This is a genomic window from Pseudomonas sp. REP124, assembly GCF_020164475.1.
In the GTDB taxonomy this organism is placed as follows: domain Bacteria; phylum Pseudomonadota; class Gammaproteobacteria; order Pseudomonadales; family Pseudomonadaceae; genus Aquipseudomonas.
Map to the genome: position 1 here is coordinate 1 of NZ_JAIQWX010000078.1, position 18,498 is coordinate 18,498.

The window sequence follows — 18,498 nt, forward strand, 5'->3', positions numbered from 1 at the left end:
GCGAAGAGGCCCTCAGAAACACCACAAAAACGCCCCGCCATTTGCTAATGCCGGGGCGTTTTGCTGTCTACGATTCAATTAGCCCCACGCGACGCCGACAAACTGGATACCCTCGCATCCACAACACCTTTCATCGCGGAGATAACGGATATGTCCCTACGCACCCTGCTCACCACGCTGCTGGTGGCCTGCAGTTTTTCGGTCATGGCGGCCACCGAAATCGTGCCCCTGAACTACCACACCAGCGCCGACATGTTGCCGGTGGCACAGAATTTCATCGGCAGGGATGGTCAGGTCAGCGCCTATGGCAATCAACTCATCGTCAACGCCGATCAGCGCAAGATCGACGAACTTAAAGCCCTGATCAGCCAACTCGATATCGCACCAAAGCGCCTGCTGATCACGGTCGACACCAACGAAAACAACTTCCAGGGCGACCAGGGTTATTCGGTCAATGGCAACAAACCCCAGGTCCGCATCATCAACCGCAGCACCGACAGCAGGGACGGCGGCATCCAGCAGGTCCAGGCCACCGACGGCATGCCGGCACTGATCCAGGTCGGCCAGAGCGTGCCGCTAACCAGCAGCCAGACTGATTCCTACGGCGACCTGCGCAGCGAGACCGAATACCGCAACGTCACCCAGGGTTTTTACGTCACTGCCAGCGTCACCGGTGAGATCGTCCACCTGTCGATCAGTACCAACCGTGACCGTATGAGCCAGGAACGTCCCGATGTAGTGAACGTCCAAAGTACCGACACAACCGTCACCGGGCGCGTGGGTGAATGGATCCTGCTGGCCGGCATGAATGGCCAGACACAGGCCGATAAACAGGGCCTGGCCCGCAGTTACTCGACCCAAAGCCGCAACGACATGACCCTGCGGGTGAAAGTCGATACTTTGGACTGAGACACCGAAAACTGACTGACAAGTCGTATTAGACCAAAGATGTAGTGCTTGAAAAAAAGCACTACAAATTGTTTGACGGGGCAAAAAAGCGAAGGCATGATGGCCTCGCTCCCGCTAATCAGAGGCCCTGGCAAGGGCCTTCGAGGCGATGTTCGCACCTACCCCCGCGAACCGCTTCGTGTCTGTACCGCCCACAAGGTGTGTTTGACGAGGTTGCCGACTGGAACGAAGTTGTCCCGAGGGACGGAAGCGTAATTTAGGTAACCCGGCACCACACTGATGTTCGTACCAAGGCCCACGACGCCCGAATGCGCCCGCAGTTTTCGCCTTTACCTGCTCACTTCCCCTCGAGCCCATCGTTCATCCCGTCGCCATCCCCGCCGAACCGACCTGACCACCCGAGTCTCTGGTCAGCGAGCGCATGAATATTCCACCGCAGAACAACTTTTCATAAAGACGCGACGAGGTTTATCTCCATGGCACTGACACGCGAACAGCAAATTGCAGCCCTTGAAAAAGACTGGGCTGAAAACCCGCGCTGGAAAGGCGTGACACGCACCTACTCCGCTGCTGACGTCGTCCGCCTGCGTGGCTCGGTTCAACCTGAGCACACCTTTGCAAAAATGGGCGCCGAGAAGCTGTGGAACCTGGTTACCCAGGGTGCCAAGCCAGCCTTCCGTCCTGAGAAAGATTTCGTCAACTGCATGGGCGCCCTGACCGGCGGCCAGGCTGTACAACAAGTCAAAGCCGGCATCCAGGCGATCTACCTGTCGGGCTGGCAAGTGGCTGCGGACAACAACTCCGCCGAATCGATGTACCCGGACCAGTCGCTGTACCCGGTGGACTCGGTTCCAACCGTGGTCAAGCGCATCAACAACTCGTTCCGTCGTGCCGACCAGATCCAGTGGAAAGCAGGCAAGAACCCGGGCGATGAAGGCTACATCGACTACTTCGCGCCAATCGTGGCTGACGCCGAAGCCGGTTTCGGCGGCGTACTGAACGCCTACGAGCTGATGAAGAGCATGATCGAAGCAGGCGCCGCCGGCGTTCACTTCGAAGACCAACTGGCTTCCGTGAAGAAATGCGGCCACATGGGCGGCAAGGTATTGGTTCCTACCCAGGAAGCTGTACAGAAGCTGACCGCTGCCCGCCTGGCAGCTGACGTCGCCGGTACTCCGACCATCATCCTGGCTCGTACCGACGCCAACGCGGCTGACCTGCTGACTTCCGACTGCGACCCGTACGACCAGCCATTCGTGACTGGCGAGCGCACCCTGGAAGGCTTCTACAAAGTACGCGCTGGCCTGGACCAGGCGATCGCCCGCGGCCTGGCTTATGCTCCGTACGCCGACCTGATCTGGTGCGAAACCGCCAAGCCGGACCTGGAAGAAGCCCGTCGCTTCGCCGAAGCGATCAAGAAGGAATACCCGGACCAACTGCTGTCGTACAACTGCTCGCCTTCCTTCAACTGGAAGAAGAACCTGGACGACGCGACCATCGCCAAGTTCCAGCGCGAACTGTCCGCCATGGGTTACAAGCACCAGTTCATCACCCTGGCCGGCATTCACAACATGTGGCACAGCATGTTCAACCTGGCGCACGACTACGCCCGCAACGACATGACTGCCTACGTGAAGCTGCAAGAGCAGGAATTCGCTGACGCCGCCAAGGGCTACACCTTCGTGGCTCACCAGCAGGAAGTGGGTACCGGCTACTTCGACGACATGACCACCGTGATCCAGGGTGGCTCGTCCTCGGTAACCGCGCTGACCGGTTCTACTGAAGAAGAGCAGTTCCACTGATTGACCGCTCATCCGAGTATTGGCCCTTGCGGATCAAGTAAAAGCTAACCGCAAAGCCAACGATCTGAAGCCCCGACTGGTTCGGGGCTTTTTTTCGTCGAGTGCATGGGTTGTTGTTTCAACAATCCTCTTTCTTCACTCGCAAAAACCGGTATGCAATCAGCGCAAATATCATAATCAGCGCCGCCATGAAGGCGCTGGTCGTCATCACGCCTTCCGTGAAAGCGGTATTAGCTTCCTGCAGAATTTGCGCAGCCATTTCTTCAGGAAAGGTCTGGCTGACGGCGTGAGCACCTCCCAACGTCGCAACCGCAGTCACTACATGTTCGGGCACGCCTTCGGGTACCGACAGGGACAATCGATAAAGCGCCGCTACCGCCCCTCCGATCAACGTGGTCCCCAGCACCACACCGACCTCGTAAGCCGTTTCGCTTACAGACGAGGCACTACCGGCGCTTTCGGCCGGTACAGCGCCTAATACAAGGTCGTTGGACACGGTGGTGATGGCGGCAACACTCGCGTTGAGAATCACGAACGCCACACCCACGACCAGCGCCGTAGTTTCAAACAACGCCATCATCGCGAAAGCTGCAGCAGCCAGTAGCAAGCAACTCGCGATAACCCTGTCCGATGGATTTTTTTGCGCAATCGGCACGATGGCAAGGCCCGCTGCAATCGCCAGGATCTGCCCAGGCACCAGAATCAGGCTGGCCAGCAACGGGGACAACCCGAAGACCAGTTGCAATAACTGTGTGGCGAAAAAGATGAAGCCAATCAGCAGACCCAGACTCACAAGGTTTACCGCAATGGACACACTGAAGGTTGAAGAGCCAAACAACTCAAGATCCAATAGCGGCTGTTCCAACCTTAGCTGGCGACGGACAAACGCTACGCCCAGCAACAATCCGCAAAGCGCCCAGATTACAACCTGGCCATCGAAGCCAACGGTTGCCAGATGCTTGAGGCTTAGCATCGCACTGGTCATAGCCCCCAGGCTCAGCAGGATGCTCGGATAATCGATCGATCTGTCAGACTGCCTTGGCGACTCGGTAATCATCGGTGCGAGGAGCAACACTGGCAGCAGGAATGGCAGAGCTACAAGAAAAACCGATTGCCAATCGAAATACTCCAGCAGCACACCGCCCAGCAATGGACCCAAAGCCGACCCTAAGGTCAGGCACGTAGCCCAGAGAGCCACTGCCAGACGCCGCTCCTCCCGATCCTCAAATGCGGTACGAATCAGAGCCAGGGTCGCGGGCAAGATCATCGCGCCGAAAAAACCCAAGACCGCACGCCCCGCGATCAGATGCCAGGCCTGCTGCGAAAACACTACGCCCGTCGACACCACAGCGAACCCGATACACCCCACACAAAGCATGCGTCGATGCCCGAATCGATCTCCAGCACCGCCCATGGTCACCAACAACCCGGCCAGCACCAGAGAATAAGCGTCGATCATCCACAATTGCTCGGCAGCAGACGGATTCAGTGCGGCAGCTATTCGAGGTAATGCGAAATTGAGAATTGTGTTATCGATGGTCACCAGAAGGACCGGAAGCAGGATCACCAGCAAGGCTGCGCCTTTCGAGCGATTCTGGAGGATGGAGACAAGGGGCGGGGTTGTCGCTGGCTGCATCTGTCAGCTCCAGAATTTCCATATTCAGGCGTTCATTCCTGAACCGCCTTTCGAGCTGTAGATTACCGAATACGGGTTCGCGGCCCAGCGGGAGAACCGCTGCAGAACAAAAATGGAGACCGATCTCACGTCAGCGCGCGAATGGCCTGTAGGACGTTTCCCACCCCCTCCCCCCTGTAGGAGCGAGCACGCTCGCGATGGTCGCCAACGATGACGCTGGCGTCCTGACACCCCGCGGTGTCTGAACCTCCATCGCGAGCATGCTCGCTCCTACAGGAATCGCGCCGAGGCAGCGTCACCGCACACACCAAAACCGCCCGAAACTCACACCCGCGCTACTTGTTGTAACGCACATATAAGCCAACTTTCGGAAGCACCTCACATAAAACAGTTTGAAAACCACTTCAAACAATAATAATTATCATTTAGCCAAAAACATGTTCGTTACATTACCTACAAAACATAATTGACGAAAAATCGGCTAATGCCCGCAACGCAAGGGCTACAGGGGGTTTGGGGATAGGGGATGTCCTTATTCCTATAAATAATTTCGCTATAGGAATTTTACTTGCAGGGTGTTTAGCCATAAAATCAGCGGGATTGATTGCTGCGACATATCGTCACTGCATTGTTTCTTTTCAAGCTCAGAGACCTTTGCTCTCTGTTAAGGATTACCAGCATGCCCGAAGCGACAGGACTCATGGCCCACAACTGGGGCTTTGCCATTTTCCTTCTAGGCGTCATCGGCCTCTGTGCCTTCATGCTGGGTGTATCCAGCCTCCTCGGGTCAAAAGCCTGGGGACGCAGCAAAAACGAACCGTTCGAGTCCGGCATGCTACCTACAGGTGGCGCCCGCTTGCGGCTCTCTGCCAAATTCTATCTGGTCGCGATGCTCTTCGTGATCTTCGATATCGAAGCCCTCTTTCTCTTTGCATGGTCTGTGTCCGTCCGCGAAAGCGGCTGGACCGGATTCGTCGAAGCTCTCGTTTTCATAGCAATTCTGTTGGCAGGTCTTGTCTACCTATTCCGAGTGGGCGCCCTTGACTGGGCTCCGGAAGCTCGGCGCAAGCGGCAAGCGAAGCTGAAACAATGAGGCTTTGGCAATGCAATACAATCTCACCAGGATCGACCCCGATGCTCCTAACGAGCAGTATCCGATTGGCCAACGGGAAACCGTTTCCGATCCGTTAGAAGATCAAGTCCACAAAAACATTTTCATGGGCAAGCTCGAAGACGTGCTTAACGGCACGATCAACTGGGGGCGCAAGAACTCCCTGTGGCCGTATAACTTCGGTCTTTCGTGCTGCTACGTGGAAATGACCACCGCCTTCACGGCGCCCCACGACATCGCGCGCTTCGGCGCCGAGGTTATCCGGGCATCACCGCGTCAGGCGGATTTCATGGTTATCGCCGGTACCTGCTTCATCAAGATGGCGCCGATCATCCAGCGTCTCTACGAGCAGATGCTCGAACCGAAGTGGGTTATCTCCATGGGTTCGTGCGCAAACTCCGGTGGCATGTACGACATCTACTCTGTGGTTCAAGGGGTGGACAAGTTCCTGCCCGTGGACGTTTACGTGCCTGGCTGCCCTCCTCGCCCTGAAGCTTTCCTGCAAGGCTTGATGCTGTTGCAGGAGTCGATTGGCCAGGAGCGTCGCCCACTTTCCTGGGTCGTTGGCGATCAAGGCGTTTATCGCGCCGACATGCCATCGGAAAAGGAAAAGCGCCGCGAACAGCGTATTCAGGTCACCAACCTGCGCAGCCCCGACGAAGTCTGATCCAGTTCCGCTGTTTCAAAGAAACGAAAAACTGGCTTCATTCTTTACGTTGACCGAAAGCGATAAATAACCATGACTACAGGCAGTGCTCTGTACATCCCGCCTTACAAGGCAGACGACCAGGATGTGGTCGTCGAACTGAACAATCGTTTTGGCCCCGAGGCGTTCACCGCCCAGCCTACTCGCACCGGCATGCCGGTGCTTTGGGTTGCCCGTGCCAAACTCGTCGAAGTAATGACCTTCCTGCGTAACCTGCCCAAGCCGTACGTCATGCTCTATGACCTGCACGGCGTGGACGAGCGTCTGCGCACCAAGCGTCAAGGGCTGCCGAGCGGCGCCGACTTCACCGTGTTCTATCACCTGATGTCGATCGAGCGTAACAGCGACGTCATGATCAAAGTCGCCTTGTCCGAGAGCGACCTCAGCGTTCCGACCGTCACCAGCATCTGGCCGAACGCCAACTGGTACGAGCGTGAAGTCTGGGACATGTACGGCATCGACTTCAAAGGTCACCCTCACCTGTCGCGCATCATGATGCCGCCGACCTGGGAAGGTCACCCGCTGCGCAAGGACTTCCCTGCCCGCGCCACCGAATTCGATCCGTTCACCCTGAACCTGGCCAAGCAGCAGCTCGAAGAAGAGTCCGCGCGCTTCAAGCCCGAAGACTGGGGCATGAAACGTTCCGGCCCGAACGAGGACTACATGTTCCTCAACCTGGGTCCGAACCACCCTTCGGCGCACGGTGCATTCCGTATCATCCTGCAGCTGGACGGTGAAGAGATCGTCGATTGCGTGCCGGACGTCGGCTACCACCACCGTGGTGCCGAGAAGATGGCCGAGCGTCAGTCCTGGCACAGCTTCATCCCGTACACCGACCGTATCGACTACCTCGGCGGCGTGATGAACAACCTGCCGTACGTGCTCTCGGTCGAGAAGCTGGCCGGCATCAAGGTGCCGGAGAAGGTCGACGTCATCCGCATCATGATGGCCGAGTTCTTCCGGATCACCAGCCATCTGCTGTTCCTGGGTACCTACATCCAGGACGTCGGCGCCATGACCCCGGTGTTCTTCACCTTCACCGACCGTCAGCGCGCCTACACCGTGATCGAAGCGATCACCGGTTTCCGTCTGCACCCGGCCTGGTACCGCATCGGTGGCGTCGCCCACGACCTGCCGCGCGGCTGGGAAAAGCTGGTCAAGGATTTCGTCGAGTGGATGCCAAAGCGTCTGGACGAATACCAGAAGGCCGCTTTGGACAACAGCATCCTGCGTGGCCGTACCATCGGCGTCGCCGACTACAACACCAAGCAAGCCCTGGAATGGGGTGTCACCGGTGCCGGTCTGCGTTCCACCGGTTGCGACTTCGACCTGCGTAAAGCGCGTCCGTACTCGGGCTACGAGAACTTCGAGTTCGAAGTGCCGCTGGCCGCCAATGGCGATGCCTACGACCGTTGCATCGTGCGCGTGGAAGAAATGCGCCAGAGCATCCGCATCATCGATCAGTGCCTGCGCAACATGCCGGAAGGCCCGTACAAGGCGGACCACCCGCTGACCACGCCGCCGCCGAAAGAGCGCACGCTGCAGCACATCGAAACCTTGATTACGCACTTCCTGCAAGTTTCGTGGGGCCCGGTCATGCCGGCCAACGAATCCTTCCAGATGATCGAAGCGACCAAGGGCATCAACAGTTATTACCTGACGAGCGATGGCGGCACCATGAGCTACCGCACCCGGATTCGTACCCCAAGCTTCCCGCATCTGCAGCAGATCCCTTCGGTGATCAAAGGCAGCATGGTCGCGGACTTGATCGCGTACCTGGGTAGTATCGACTTCGTTATGGCCGACGTGGACCGCTAAGCATGAACAGCACGCTTATCCAGACAGACCGTTTCACCTTGAGTGAAACCGAGCGCTCGGCCATCGAGCACGAGCTGCATCACTACGAAGATCCGCGCGCGGCGTCGATCGAAGCCCTGAAGATCGTCCAGAAGGAACGTGGCTGGGTACCGGATGGCGCCCTGTACGCCATCGGCGAAATCCTCGGCATCCCGGCCAGCGACGTCGAAGGCGTTGCAACCTTCTATAGTCAGATCTTCCGTCAACCGGTAGGTCGCCACATCATTCGCGTCTGCGACAGCATGGTCTGCTACATCGGCGGCCACGAGTCCGTGGTCAGCGAAATCCAGAGCAAGCTGGGCATCGGCCTGGGTCAGACCACCACCGACGGTCGTTTCACCCTGCTGCCGGTCTGCTGCCTCGGCAACTGCGACAAGGCGCCGGCGCTGATGATCGACGACGACACCTTTGGCGATGTACAGCCAGCAGGCGTTGCCAAACTGCTCGAGGGCTACGTATGACCCTGACTTCCTTCGGTCCTGCCAACCGCATCAAGCGTTCGGCCGAGACTCACCCGCTCACCTGGCGTCTGCGTGACGACGGCGAAGCCGTCTGGCTCGACGAGTACCAGGCCAAGAACGGTTACGCCGCTGCGCGCAAGGCCTTCGCCGACATGGCTCAGGACGACATCGTCCAGACCGTGAAAGATTCGGGCCTCAAGGGCCGCGGCGGTGCAGGCTTCCCCACTGGCGTGAAGTGGGGCCTGATGCCCAAGGACGAATCCATCAACATCCGCTACCTGCTGTGCAACGCGGACGAAATGGAGCCCAACACCTGGAAAGACCGCATGCTGATGGAGCAACTGCCCCATCTGCTGATCGAAGGCATGCTGATCAGTGCCCGCGCACTGAAAACCTACCGTGGCTACATCTTCCTGCGTGGCGAGTACACCACCGCCGCCAAGCACCTGAACCGTGCCGTGGAAGAAGCCAAGGCAGCTGGCCTGCTGGGCAAGAACATCCTGGGCAGCGGTTTCGATTTCGAGCTGTTCGTCCACACCGGCGCCGGGCGTTACATCTGCGGTGAAGAAACCGCACTGATCAACTCCCTCGAAGGCCGCCGCGCCAACCCGCGCTCCAAGCCGCCCTTCCCTGCCGCCGTTGGCGTGTGGGGCAAGCCGACCTGTGTGAACAACGTCGAAACCCTGTGCAACGTACCGGCGATCATCGCCGACGGCGTGGACTGGTACAAATCGTTGGCCCGCGAAGGCAGCGAAGACATGGGCACCAAGCTCATGGGCTTCTCCGGCAAGGTCAAGAACCCTGGCCTGTGGGAACTGCCATTCGGCGTGACTGCTCGCGAGCTGTTCGAAGACTACGCCGGCGGCATGCGCGACGGTTACAAGCTCAAGGCCTGGCAGCCAGGCGGAGCCGGTACCGGCTTCCTGCTGCCGGAGCACCTGGACGCACAAATGTACGCCGGCGGCATCGCCAAAGTAGGCACCCGTATGGGTACCGGCCTGGCCATGGCGGTGGACGACAGCGTCAACATGGTGTCCCTGCTGCGCAACATGGAGCAGTTCTTCGCTCGCGAATCCTGTGGCTTCTGCACCCCGTGCCGCGACGGTCTGCCATGGAGCGTCAAGCTCCTGATGGCGATCGAGAACGGTCAAGGGCGTGCCGGCGACATCGAGACCCTGCTGGGTCTGGTCGGTTTCCTCGGCCCAGGCAAGACCTTCTGTGCTCACGCACCGGGCGCCGTGGAGCCGTTGGGCAGCGCAATCAAATACTTCCGCCATGAGTTCGAAGCCGGCATCGCGCCTGAAAGCGCCGTCGTCCCGCCTCTGGCAAAGCCGATCGTAGTCGGCGCGTAAACGCTTAAAAAAGCGAAGGGTCCGTGCCCTTCGCTTTTCGTGCGATGACGCCTTTACCGGCTGTGTTGATTCGTGCGGATAACAAGATTCCATTAGCCACGCCCGCTGACACCGGGCCAACGAAGAACTTTGAACCATGGCCACTATCCACGTAGACGGCAAAGCGCTCGAAGTCGACGGGGCAGACAACCTGTTACAGGCATGTCTGTCGCTAGGCCTCGATATTCCGTATTTCTGCTGGCACCCTGCCTTGGGCAGCGTTGGCGCTTGCCGCCAATGCGCGGTCAAGCAGTACACCGACGAAAACGACACCCGTGGTCGTATCGTCATGTCCTGCATGACTCCTGCCACCGACAACACCTGGATCTCCATCGAAGATGAAGAATCCAAGGCCTTCCGCGCCAGTGTTGTTGAATGGCTGATGACCAACCACCCTCACGACTGCCCGGTCTGTGAAGAAGGCGGTCACTGCCACCTGCAAGACATGACGGTAATGACCGGCCACAACGAGCGCCGTTACCGCTTCACCAAGCGTACCCACCAGAACCAGCAACTGGGCCCGTTCATTTCTCACGAAATGAACCGCTGCATCGCCTGCTATCGCTGCGTGCGCTTCTACAAAGACTACGCTGGCGGTACCGACCTGGGCGTCTACGGCGCTCACGACAACGTGTACTTCGGTCGCGTTGAAGACGGCACCCTGGAAAGCGAGTTCTCCGGCAACCTCACCGAGGTCTGCCCGACCGGTGTGTTCACCGACAAGACTCACTCCGAGCGCTACAACCGCAAGTGGGACATGCAGTTCTCGCCGAGCATCTGCCATGGCTGCTCCAGCGGTTGCAACATCTCCCCGGGCGAGCGTTACGGCGAACTGCGTCGCATCGAAAACCGCTACAACGGTTCGGTGAACCAGTACTTCCTGTGCGACCGTGGCCGTTTCGGTTATGGCTACGTCAACCGCACCGACCGTCCACGTCAGCCGTTGCTGGCCAACGGCGCCAAGCTGAGCCTGGACGAAGCCCTGGATAAAGCCGCCGACCTGCTGCGCGGTCGCAACATCGTCGGTATCGGTTCGCCCCGCGCCAGCCTCGAAAGCAACTACGCGTTGCGCGAGCTGGTCGGCGCCGAGCACTTCTACTCCGGTATCGAAGCGTCCGAACTGGAACGCATCCGTCTGGTCCTGCAAGTGCTGAAAGACAGCCCGCTGCCAGTACCGAACATGCGCGACATCGAGGATCACGACGCCGTGTTCGTCCTCGGTGAAGACCTGACCCAGACCGCAGCGCGCATGGCCCTGGCCCTGCGTCAGTCGGTCAAGGGCAAGGCCGAAGACATGGCCGACGCCATGCGCGTTCAGCCTTGGCTCGACGCCGCGGTGAAGAACATCGGTCAGCACGCACTGAACCCGCTGTTCATCGCCAGCCTGGCTGAAACCAAGCTCGACGACATCGCCGAAGAATGCGTTCACGCCGCTCCCGACGACCTGGCCCGCATCGGTTTCGCCGTGGCTCACGCCCTTGACGCCAGCGCGCCTGCCGTCGAAGGCCTGGACGCCGAAGCTCTGGAACTGGCCAAGCGCATCGCCGACTCTCTGCTCGCAGCCAAGCGTCCGCTGATCATCGCCGGTACTTCCCTGGGCTCCAAAGCGCTGATCGAGGCTGCCGCCAACATTGCGAAAGCCCTGAAGCTGCGCGAGAAGAACGGTTCCATCAGCCTGATCGTGCCGGAAGCCAACAGCCTCGGCCTGGCCATGCTCGGTGGCGAATCGGTCGACGCCGCGCTGCAAGCGGTCATCGACGGCAAGGCTGACGCCATCGTCGTTCTGGAAAACGATCTGTACACCCGTACCGACAAGGCTCGCGTCGACGCAGCCCTGAACGCTGCGAAAGTGCTGATCGTCGCCGACCATCAGAAGACTGCCACCAGCGACCGCGCGCACCTGGTCCTGCCAGCCGCCAGCTTCGCTGAAGGCGACGGCACCCTGGTCAGCCAGGAAGGCCGCGCCCAGCGTTTCTTCCAGGTCTTCGACCCGCAATACATGGACGCCAGCATCCTGGTCCACGAAGGCTGGCGCTGGCTGCATGCCCTGCGCGCCACCCTGCTGAACCAGGCGATCGACTGGACCCAACTGGACCACGTCACCGCCGCGGTCGCCTCCAGCACTCCACAGCTGGCCGCCATCGTCGACGCCGCACCGTCCGCCGCGTTCCGCATCAAGGGTCTGAAACTGGCCCGTGAACCGCTGCGCTACTCCGGTCGTACCGCCATGCGCGCCGACATCAGCGTGCACGAACCGCGTACCCCGCAGGACAAGGACACCGCGTTCGCCTTCTCCATGGAAGGTTACTCGGGTTCGGCCGAACCACGTCAGCAAGTGCCATTCGCCTGGTCTCCGGGCTGGAACTCGCCGCAAGCCTGGAACAAGTTCCAGGACGAAGTCGGTGGTCACATCCGCGCTGGCGACCCGGGCACCCGCCTGATCGAAAGCACCGGTGACTCGCTGAACTGGTTCGCCAGCGTTCCGCGTCCGTTCAACCCGGCCCAGGGTACCTGGCAGGTCGTGCCGTTCTTCCACCTGTTCGGCAGCGAAGAGAACTCTTCGAAAGCCGCTCCGGTCCAGGAACGCATTCCGGCCGCCTACGTTGCACTGGCCAAGTCCGAAGCCGACCGTCTGGGTGTCAACGACGGCGCCATGCTGAGCTTGAACGTGGCTGGCCAGACCCTGCGTCTGCCACTGCGCATCAACGAAGAACTGAGCGCAGGTCTGGTTGCACTGCCTGCGGGCATCGCCGGCATCCCGCCGGCGATCTTTGGCAAATCCGTTGACGGTCTGCAGGAGGCAGCTCAATGACCTGGTTCACTCCTGAAGTGATCGACATCATCATCGCCGTCCTCAAGGCCGTGGTGATTCTGCTTGCCGTGGTGGTCTGCGGCGCCCTGCTCAGCTGGGTCGAGCGTCGTCTGCTCGCCCTCTGGCAGGACCGTTACGGTCCGAACCGTGTCGGTCCGTTCGGTGCGTTCCAGATCGCCGCCGACATGATCAAGATGTTCTTCAAGGAAGACTGGACCCCGCCGTTCGCCGACAAGATGATCTTCACCCTGGCACCGGTCGTGGCCATGAGCGCCCTGCTGATTGCCTTCGCGATCATCCCGATCACCCCGACCTGGGGTGTGGCGGATCTGAACATCGGTATCCTGTTCTTCTTCGCCATGGCCGGTCTGTCGGTCTACGCGGTGCTGTTCGCCGGCTGGTCGAGCAACAACAAGTTCGCCCTGCTGGGCAGCTTGCGTGCCTCGGCGCAGACCGTGTCGTACGAAGTGTTCATGGGCCTGTCGCTGATGGGCATCGTGATCCAGGTCGGCTCGTTCAACATGCGCGACATCGTCGACTACCAGGCTCAGCACCTGTGGTTCATCATCCCGCAGATCTTCGGTTTCCTGACCTTCTTCATCGCCGGCGTCGCCGTGACTCACCGTCACCCGTTCGACCAGCCGGAAGCGGAACAGGAACTGGCCGACGGTTACCACATTGAATACGCCGGCATGAAATGGGGCATGTTCTTCGTGGGCGAGTACATCGGCATCGTGCTGATCTCCGCCTTGCTGGTGACCCTGTTCTTCGGTGGCTGGCACGGTCCGTTCGGCATCCTGCCGCAGATCCCGTTCATCTGGTTCGCACTGAAAACCGGTTTCTTCATCATGCTGTTCATCCTGCTGCGCGCTTCGATTCCGCGCCCACGGTATGACCAAGTGATGGATTTCAGCTGGAAGTTCTGCCTGCCGCTGACCCTCGTCAACATGCTGGTGACCGCTGCGATCGTGTTGCTCAACACGCCCGCCGTCGCGGCTCAGTGAGGATAGAGAATCATGAAGTACATTTTTGACATCGTGCATGGCCTCTACACCCAGCTTCGCAGCCTGGTGATGATTTTCGGCCACGCCTTCCGCAAGCGCGACACGCTGCAGTACCCGGAAGAACCGGTCTACCTGCCGCCGCGCTATCGTGGCCGTATCGTCCTGACCCGCGACCCCGACGGCGAAGAGCGTTGCGTAGCCTGCAACCTGTGCGCCGTGGCTTGCCCGGTCGGTTGCATCTCGCTGCAGAAAGCTGAAACAGAAGACGGTCGCTGGTACCCGGACTTCTTCCGCATCAACTTCTCGCGCTGCATTTTCTGCGGCCTCTGCGAGGAAGCCTGCCCGACCACCGCGATCCAGCTGACGCCGGATTTCGAAATGGCCGAGTTCAAACGTCAGGACCTGGTTTACGAGAAAGAAGATCTGCTGATCTCCGGCCCCGGCAAAAACCCTGATTACAACTTCTATCGTGTTGCAGGTATGGCGATTGCCGGGAAGCCGAAAGGCACCGCGCAGAACGAAGCCGAACCGATCAACGTGAAGAGCTTGCTGCCTTAAGGAAGAAAGATGGAATTCGCTTTCTATTTCGCATCGGGTATCGCTGTGGTGTCCACGCTCCGCGTGATCACCAACACCAACCCTGTGCACGCCCTGCTCTACCTGATCATTTCACTGATCGCCGTGGCCATGACGTTCTTCGCCCTCGGCGCACCGTTTGCCGGTGTCCTGGAAGTGATCGCCTACGCTGGCGCCATCATGGTGCTGTTCGTGTTCGTGGTGATGATGCTGAATCTGGGCCCGGCCTCGGTTCAGCAGGAGCGCGTCTGGCTCAAGCCCGGTATCTGGGGCGGCCCGGTCGCCCTCGCCGCGCTGCTGCTGGTTGAACTGCTGTATGTGCTGTTCTCCCACCAGAGCGGTCAGGCTGTCGGCCACACCACCGTAGACGCCAAGGCCGTGGGCATCAGCCTGTTCGGTCCTTACCTGCTGGTGGTCGAACTCGCCTCGATGCTGCTGCTCGCCGCAGCCGTCACGGCATTCCACTTGGGCCGCAACGAAGCCAAGGAGCAATGACGATGCCTGCTATCCCTATGGAGCATGGTCTGGCGGTCGCCGGCATCCTGTTCTGCCTCGGTCTGGTCGGCCTGATGGTCCGCCGCAACATTCTCTTCGTGCTGATGAGCCTGGAAGTCATGATGAATGCCTCCGCACTGGCGTTCATCGTTGCCGGCAGCCGCTGGGCGCAGCCGGATGGACAGATAATGTTCATCCTGGTGATCAGCCTTGCAGCCGCCGAGGCCAGTATTGGCCTGGCGATTCTGTTGCAGCTGTATCGCCGCTTCCACACGCTCGATATCGACGCTGCCAGTGAGATGCGCGGATGAACCTACTCTTTCTGACTTTCGTATTCCCTCTCATTGGTTTCCTGCTGCTGTCGTTCTCCCGTGGACGCATCTCGGAAAACCTCGCGGCCCTGATCGGCGTCGGCTCCATCGGCCTGTCGGCGATCGTCACCGCTTACGTGATCTGGCAATTCAACGTCGCCCCGCCGGAAGGCGGTCACTACACCCAGGTGTTGTGGCAGTGGATGGCAGTGGAAGGCTTCACGCCGAACTTCGCCCTGTACCTGGATGGTCTGTCCGTGACCATGCTCGGTGTGGTGGTTGGCGTCGGCTTCCTGATTCACCTGTTCGCTTCCTGGTACATGCGCGGTGAAAACGGCTACTCGCGTTTCTTCGCTTATACCAACCTGTTTATCGCCAGCATGCTGTTCCTGATCCTGGGCGATAACCTGTTGTTCCTGTACTTCGGTTGGGAAGGCGTAGGCCTGTGCTCGTACCTGTTGATCGGTTTCTACTACAGCAACCGCAACAACGGTAACGCCGCACTCAAAGCCTTCATCGTGACCCGTATCGGTGACGTGTTCATGGCCATCGGCCTGTTCATTCTGTTTGCCCAGTTGGGCACGCTGAACGTTCAGGAACTGCTGGTGCTGGCACCGCAGAAATTCCAGGCTGGCGACACCTGGATGGTTCTGGCGACTCTGATGCTGCTCGGTGGTGCTGTCGGTAAATCCGCGCAGCTGCCACTGCAAACCTGGCTGGCGGATGCGATGGCCGGTCCTACCCCGGTTTCGGCTCTGATCCACGCCGCGACCATGGTGACCGCCGGTGTCTACCTGATCGCCCGTACCCACGGCCTGTTCACCCTGGCGCCGGAAATCCTGCACCTGGTCGGCATCGTTGGTGGCGTGACGCTGGTCCTGGCCGGTTTCGCAGCCCTGGTTCAGACCGACATCAAACGTATCCTCGCCTACTCGACCATGAGCCAGATCGGCTACATGTTCCTGGCCCTGGGCGTTGGCGCCTGGGACGGCGCGATCTTCCACCTGATGACCCACGCCTTCTTCAAGGCCCTGCTGTTCCTTGCTTCCGGTGCGGTGATCGTTGCCTGCCACCACGAGCAGAACATCTTCAAGATGGGTGGCCTGTGGAAGAAACTGCCGCTGGCCTACGCCAGCTTCATCGTCGGCGGTGCGGCCCTGGCGGCCCTGCCACTGGTGACCGCAGGCTTCTACTCCAAGGACGAAATCCTCTGGGAAGCGTTTGCCAGCGGTAACCACGGTCTGCTCTACGCAGGTCTGGTCGGCGCGTTCATGACCTCGCTCTACACCTTCCGCCTGATCTTCATCGCGTTCCACGGTGAAGCGAAGACCGAAGCCCACGCCGGTCACGGCATTGCCCACTGGCTGCCACTGTCGGTGCTGATCGTGCTGTCGACTTTCGTCGGCGCCATGATCGTTCCGCCACTGCATGGCGTGCTGCCACAAAGCGTCGGCCATGCCGGCGGCGAAGCCAAGCACAGCCTGGAAATCGCTTCGGGCGCCATCGCCCTGGCCGGTATCCTGCTGTCCGCGCTGCTGTTCCTGGGCAAGCGTCGCTTCGTGACCGCCGTCGCCAACAGCGGCATCGGCCGTATCCTGTCGGCCTGGTGGTTCGCTGCCTGGGGCTTCGACTGGATCTACGACAAACTGTTCGTCAAGCCATACCTGGCGATCAGCCACATCCTGCGCAAAGACCCGCTCGACCAGACCATCGGTCTGATCCCGCGCATGGCCAAAGGCGGTCACACCGCCCTGAGCCGTACCGAGACCGGTCAACTGCGTTGGTATGCCGCCTCGATGGCTGCTGGTGCCGTGCTGGTAATTGGCGCCGTCGTGCTGGTAGCGGTCTGATATGAACCTTGCGAACTTGCGAAAGGAATTGAGCCCGTCATGATTCTGCCTTGGCTAATCCTGATCCCCTTCATCGGCGGCCTGCTGTGCTGGATGGGTGAGCGCTTCGGCGCCACCCTCCCCCGCTGGATTGCGCTGTTGACCATGTCCCTGGAACTCGCTCTCGGCCTCTGGCTGTGGGCCCATGGCGACTATTCGTTTGCTCCGGCACCGGGTGCCGATCCGACCTGGGTGATTGAATTCAAACACGTCTGGATCCAGCGCTTCGGCATCAATGTGCACCTGGCCCTCGACGGCCTGTCACTGTTGATGATCCTGCTGACCGGTCTGCTGGGTGTCCTCTCGGTACTCTGCTCGTGGAAAGAGATTCAACGTCACGTTGGCTTCTTCCACCTGAACCTGATGTGGATTCTGGGCGGCGTCGTCGGCGTGTTCCTCGCCCTCGACCTGTTCATGTTCTTCTTCTTCTGGGAAATGATGCTGGTGCCGATGTACTTCCTCATCGCGCTCTGGGGTCACAGTTCTTCGGACGGCAAGAAAACCCGGATCTACGCGGCGACCAAGTTCTTCATCTTCACTCAGGCTTCCGGCCTGATCATGCTGGTGGCGATCCTGGGTCTGGTACTGGTCAACTTCAACGACACTGGCGTGATTACCTTCAACTACGCCGATCTGTTGAAAACCAAGATGTCGACGACCACCGAGTACATCCTGATGCTCGGCTTCTTCATCGCCTTCGCGGTGAAACTGCCAGTCGTACCGTTCCACTCCTGGTTGCCTGACGCTCACGCCCAGGCGCCGACCGCAGGTTCCGTGGACCTGGCCGGTATCTTGCTGAAAACCGCTGCTTACGGTCTGCTGCGTTTCGCCCTGCCGCTGTTCCCTAACGCTTCGGCCGAGTTCGCGCCGATCGCCATGACCCTGGGTCTGATCGGGATCTTCTACGGTGCGTTCCTGGCGTTCGCGCAAACCGACATCAAGCGTCTGATCGCCTTCTCGTCCGTTTCCCACATGGGCTTCGTACTGATCGGCATCTACTCCGGCAGCCAACTGGCGCTGCAGGGCGCGGTGATGCAGATGCTCGCGCACGGTGTTTCCGCCGCGGCACTGTTTATCCTGAGTGGTCAGCTGTACGAACGCACCCACACCCGCGACATGCGTGAAATGGGTGGCCTGTGGTCGAAGATCGCTTACCTGCCGGCCCTCAGCCTGTTCTTCGCAGCCGCGTCCTTGGGCTTGCCGGGTACCGGTAACTTCGTCGGCGAGTTCCTGATCCTGATCGGCACCTTCTCCTTCGCTCCGTGGATCACCGTGATCGCAACCACCGGCCTGGTGTTCGGTTCGGTTTACTCGCTGATCATGATCCACCGTGCGTACTTCGGTCCGGCCAAATCGGACGCGGTGCTGCATGGCATGGACGGTCGCGAAATGATCATGGTGGTCGGTCTTGCGGTGCTGCTGATTTACCTCGGCGTCTACCCGCAACCGTTCCTCGATACCTCTGCCGCTACGATGCATGGCGTGCAGCAATGGCTCGGCACCGCCTTCACTCAACTCGCTTCGGCCCGGTAAGAGCG

General features: G+C 59.8%; 15 protein-coding genes. 14 read left to right on the plus strand and 1 reads right to left on the minus strand.

The features are described from left to right. Positions 1–150 precede the first annotated feature (150 nt). Together K9857_RS18695 and aceA are read left to right on the plus strand one after the other, a co-directional pair. Positions 151–909: a secretin N-terminal domain-containing protein gene (locus K9857_RS18695; RefSeq protein WP_224538155.1), complete on the plus strand. Its 759-nt coding sequence runs from the start codon at positions 151–153 to the stop codon at positions 907–909. A 476-nt stretch (positions 910–1,385) separates the two neighbouring features. After that, a complete protein-coding gene (gene aceA / locus K9857_RS18700) occupies positions 1,386–2,711 on the plus strand; it encodes an isocitrate lyase (protein ID WP_224538156.1) in 1,326 nt (441 codons plus the stop codon). A gap of 118 nt (positions 2,712–2,829) precedes the next feature. Here aceA and K9857_RS18705 read toward each other — a convergent pair whose 3' ends face one another. Next, a complete protein-coding gene (locus tag K9857_RS18705; protein ID WP_224538181.1) occupies positions 2,830–4,278 on the minus strand; it encodes an MFS transporter in 1,449 nt (482 codons plus the stop codon). 748 nt (positions 4,279–5,026) lie between these two features. On the opposite strand from K9857_RS18705, the gene K9857_RS18710 reads away from it, so the two are divergent. The 12 genes from K9857_RS18710 (at position 5,027) to nuoM (ending at position 18,493) form a co-directional block, all read left to right on the plus strand. Beyond that, positions 5,027–5,440: an NADH-quinone oxidoreductase subunit A gene (locus tag K9857_RS18710; protein ID WP_077045930.1), complete on the plus strand. Its 414-nt coding sequence runs from the start codon at positions 5,027–5,029 to the stop codon at positions 5,438–5,440. 10 nt (positions 5,441–5,450) lie between these two features. Then, positions 5,451–6,125, plus strand: a complete 675-nt coding sequence (locus tag K9857_RS18715) for a NuoB/complex I 20 kDa subunit family protein (protein ID WP_224538158.1) — start codon at positions 5,451–5,453, stop codon at positions 6,123–6,125. A 72-nt stretch (positions 6,126–6,197) separates the two neighbouring features. Then, complete coding sequence (gene nuoC, locus K9857_RS18720; RefSeq protein ID WP_224538159.1) at positions 6,198–7,982, plus strand: NADH-quinone oxidoreductase subunit C/D; 1,785 nt, start codon at positions 6,198–6,200, stop codon at positions 7,980–7,982. A 2-nt stretch (positions 7,983–7,984) separates the two neighbouring features. Then, positions 7,985–8,482 (plus strand): NADH-quinone oxidoreductase subunit NuoE, encoded by a 498-nt coding sequence (gene nuoE / locus K9857_RS18725; protein ID WP_008053447.1) that lies wholly within the window; start codon positions 7,985–7,987, stop codon positions 8,480–8,482. Further along, positions 8,479–9,834, plus strand: a complete 1,356-nt coding sequence (nuoF, locus tag K9857_RS18730; RefSeq protein ID WP_224538161.1) for an NADH-quinone oxidoreductase subunit NuoF — start codon at positions 8,479–8,481, stop codon at positions 9,832–9,834. The genes nuoE and nuoF overlap by 4 nt, the downstream gene beginning before the upstream one ends. 136 nt (positions 9,835–9,970) lie before the next feature. Further along, entirely contained in the window at positions 9,971–12,685 is a 2,715-nt protein-coding gene (gene nuoG, locus K9857_RS18735) for an NADH-quinone oxidoreductase subunit NuoG (protein ID WP_224538163.1), read from the plus strand. Next, the gene (nuoH, locus tag K9857_RS18740; protein ID WP_224538164.1) at positions 12,682–13,689 is read left to right on the plus strand and encodes an NADH-quinone oxidoreductase subunit NuoH; all 1,008 of its coding nucleotides are present in this window, start codon (positions 12,682–12,684) and stop codon (positions 13,687–13,689) included. Before nuoG ends, nuoH begins: the two co-directional genes overlap by 4 nt. A 12-nt stretch (positions 13,690–13,701) precedes the next feature. Continuing rightward, complete coding sequence (gene nuoI / locus K9857_RS18745) at positions 13,702–14,247, plus strand: NADH-quinone oxidoreductase subunit NuoI (RefSeq protein ID WP_178131195.1); 546 nt, start codon at positions 13,702–13,704, stop codon at positions 14,245–14,247. 9 nt (positions 14,248–14,256) lie between these two features. Beyond that, a complete protein-coding gene (gene nuoJ, locus K9857_RS18750; protein ID WP_085718312.1) occupies positions 14,257–14,760 on the plus strand; it encodes an NADH-quinone oxidoreductase subunit J in 504 nt (167 codons plus the stop codon). A 2-nt stretch (positions 14,761–14,762) separates the two neighbouring features. After that, positions 14,763–15,071, plus strand: coding sequence for an NADH-quinone oxidoreductase subunit NuoK (gene nuoK / locus K9857_RS18755; protein WP_007946416.1), 309 nt, complete (start codon positions 14,763–14,765; stop codon positions 15,069–15,071). Then, positions 15,068–16,921: an NADH-quinone oxidoreductase subunit L gene (gene nuoL / locus K9857_RS18760; protein WP_224538165.1), complete on the plus strand. Its 1,854-nt coding sequence runs from the start codon at positions 15,068–15,070 to the stop codon at positions 16,919–16,921. The genes nuoK and nuoL overlap by 4 nt, the downstream gene beginning before the upstream one ends. A gap of 39 nt (positions 16,922–16,960) precedes the next feature. Next, positions 16,961–18,493, plus strand: coding sequence for an NADH-quinone oxidoreductase subunit M (gene nuoM, locus K9857_RS18765; protein WP_224538167.1), 1,533 nt, complete (start codon positions 16,961–16,963; stop codon positions 18,491–18,493). Positions 18,494–18,498: the final 5 nt, after the last annotated feature.

Bases quoted from the DNA above. Each gene is read 5' to 3' on its own strand.
- K9857_RS18695 (WP_224538155.1), top strand. From the start codon at position 151: ATGTCCCTACGCACCCTGCTCACCACGCTGCTGGTGGCCTGCAGTTTT.
- aceA (WP_224538156.1), top strand. From the start codon at position 1,386: ATGGCACTGACACGCGAACAGCAAATTGCAGCCCTTGAAAAAGACTGG.
- K9857_RS18710 (WP_077045930.1), top strand. From the start codon at position 5,027: ATGCCCGAAGCGACAGGACTCATGGCCCACAACTGGGGCTTTGCCATT.
- K9857_RS18715 (WP_224538158.1), top strand. From the start codon at position 5,451: ATGCAATACAATCTCACCAGGATCGACCCCGATGCTCCTAACGAGCAG.
- nuoC (WP_224538159.1), top strand. From the start codon at position 6,198: ATGACTACAGGCAGTGCTCTGTACATCCCGCCTTACAAGGCAGACGAC.
- nuoE (WP_008053447.1), top strand. From the start codon at position 7,985: ATGAACAGCACGCTTATCCAGACAGACCGTTTCACCTTGAGTGAAACC.
- nuoF (WP_224538161.1), top strand. From the start codon at position 8,479: ATGACCCTGACTTCCTTCGGTCCTGCCAACCGCATCAAGCGTTCGGCC.
- nuoG (WP_224538163.1), top strand. From the start codon at position 9,971: ATGGCCACTATCCACGTAGACGGCAAAGCGCTCGAAGTCGACGGGGCA.
- nuoH (WP_224538164.1), top strand. From the start codon at position 12,682: ATGACCTGGTTCACTCCTGAAGTGATCGACATCATCATCGCCGTCCTC.
- nuoI (WP_178131195.1), top strand. From the start codon at position 13,702: ATGAAGTACATTTTTGACATCGTGCATGGCCTCTACACCCAGCTTCGC.
- nuoJ (WP_085718312.1), top strand. From the start codon at position 14,257: ATGGAATTCGCTTTCTATTTCGCATCGGGTATCGCTGTGGTGTCCACG.
- nuoK (WP_007946416.1), top strand. From the start codon at position 14,763: ATGCCTGCTATCCCTATGGAGCATGGTCTGGCGGTCGCCGGCATCCTG.
- nuoL (WP_224538165.1), top strand. From the start codon at position 15,068: ATGAACCTACTCTTTCTGACTTTCGTATTCCCTCTCATTGGTTTCCTG.
- nuoM (WP_224538167.1), top strand. From the start codon at position 16,961: ATGATTCTGCCTTGGCTAATCCTGATCCCCTTCATCGGCGGCCTGCTG.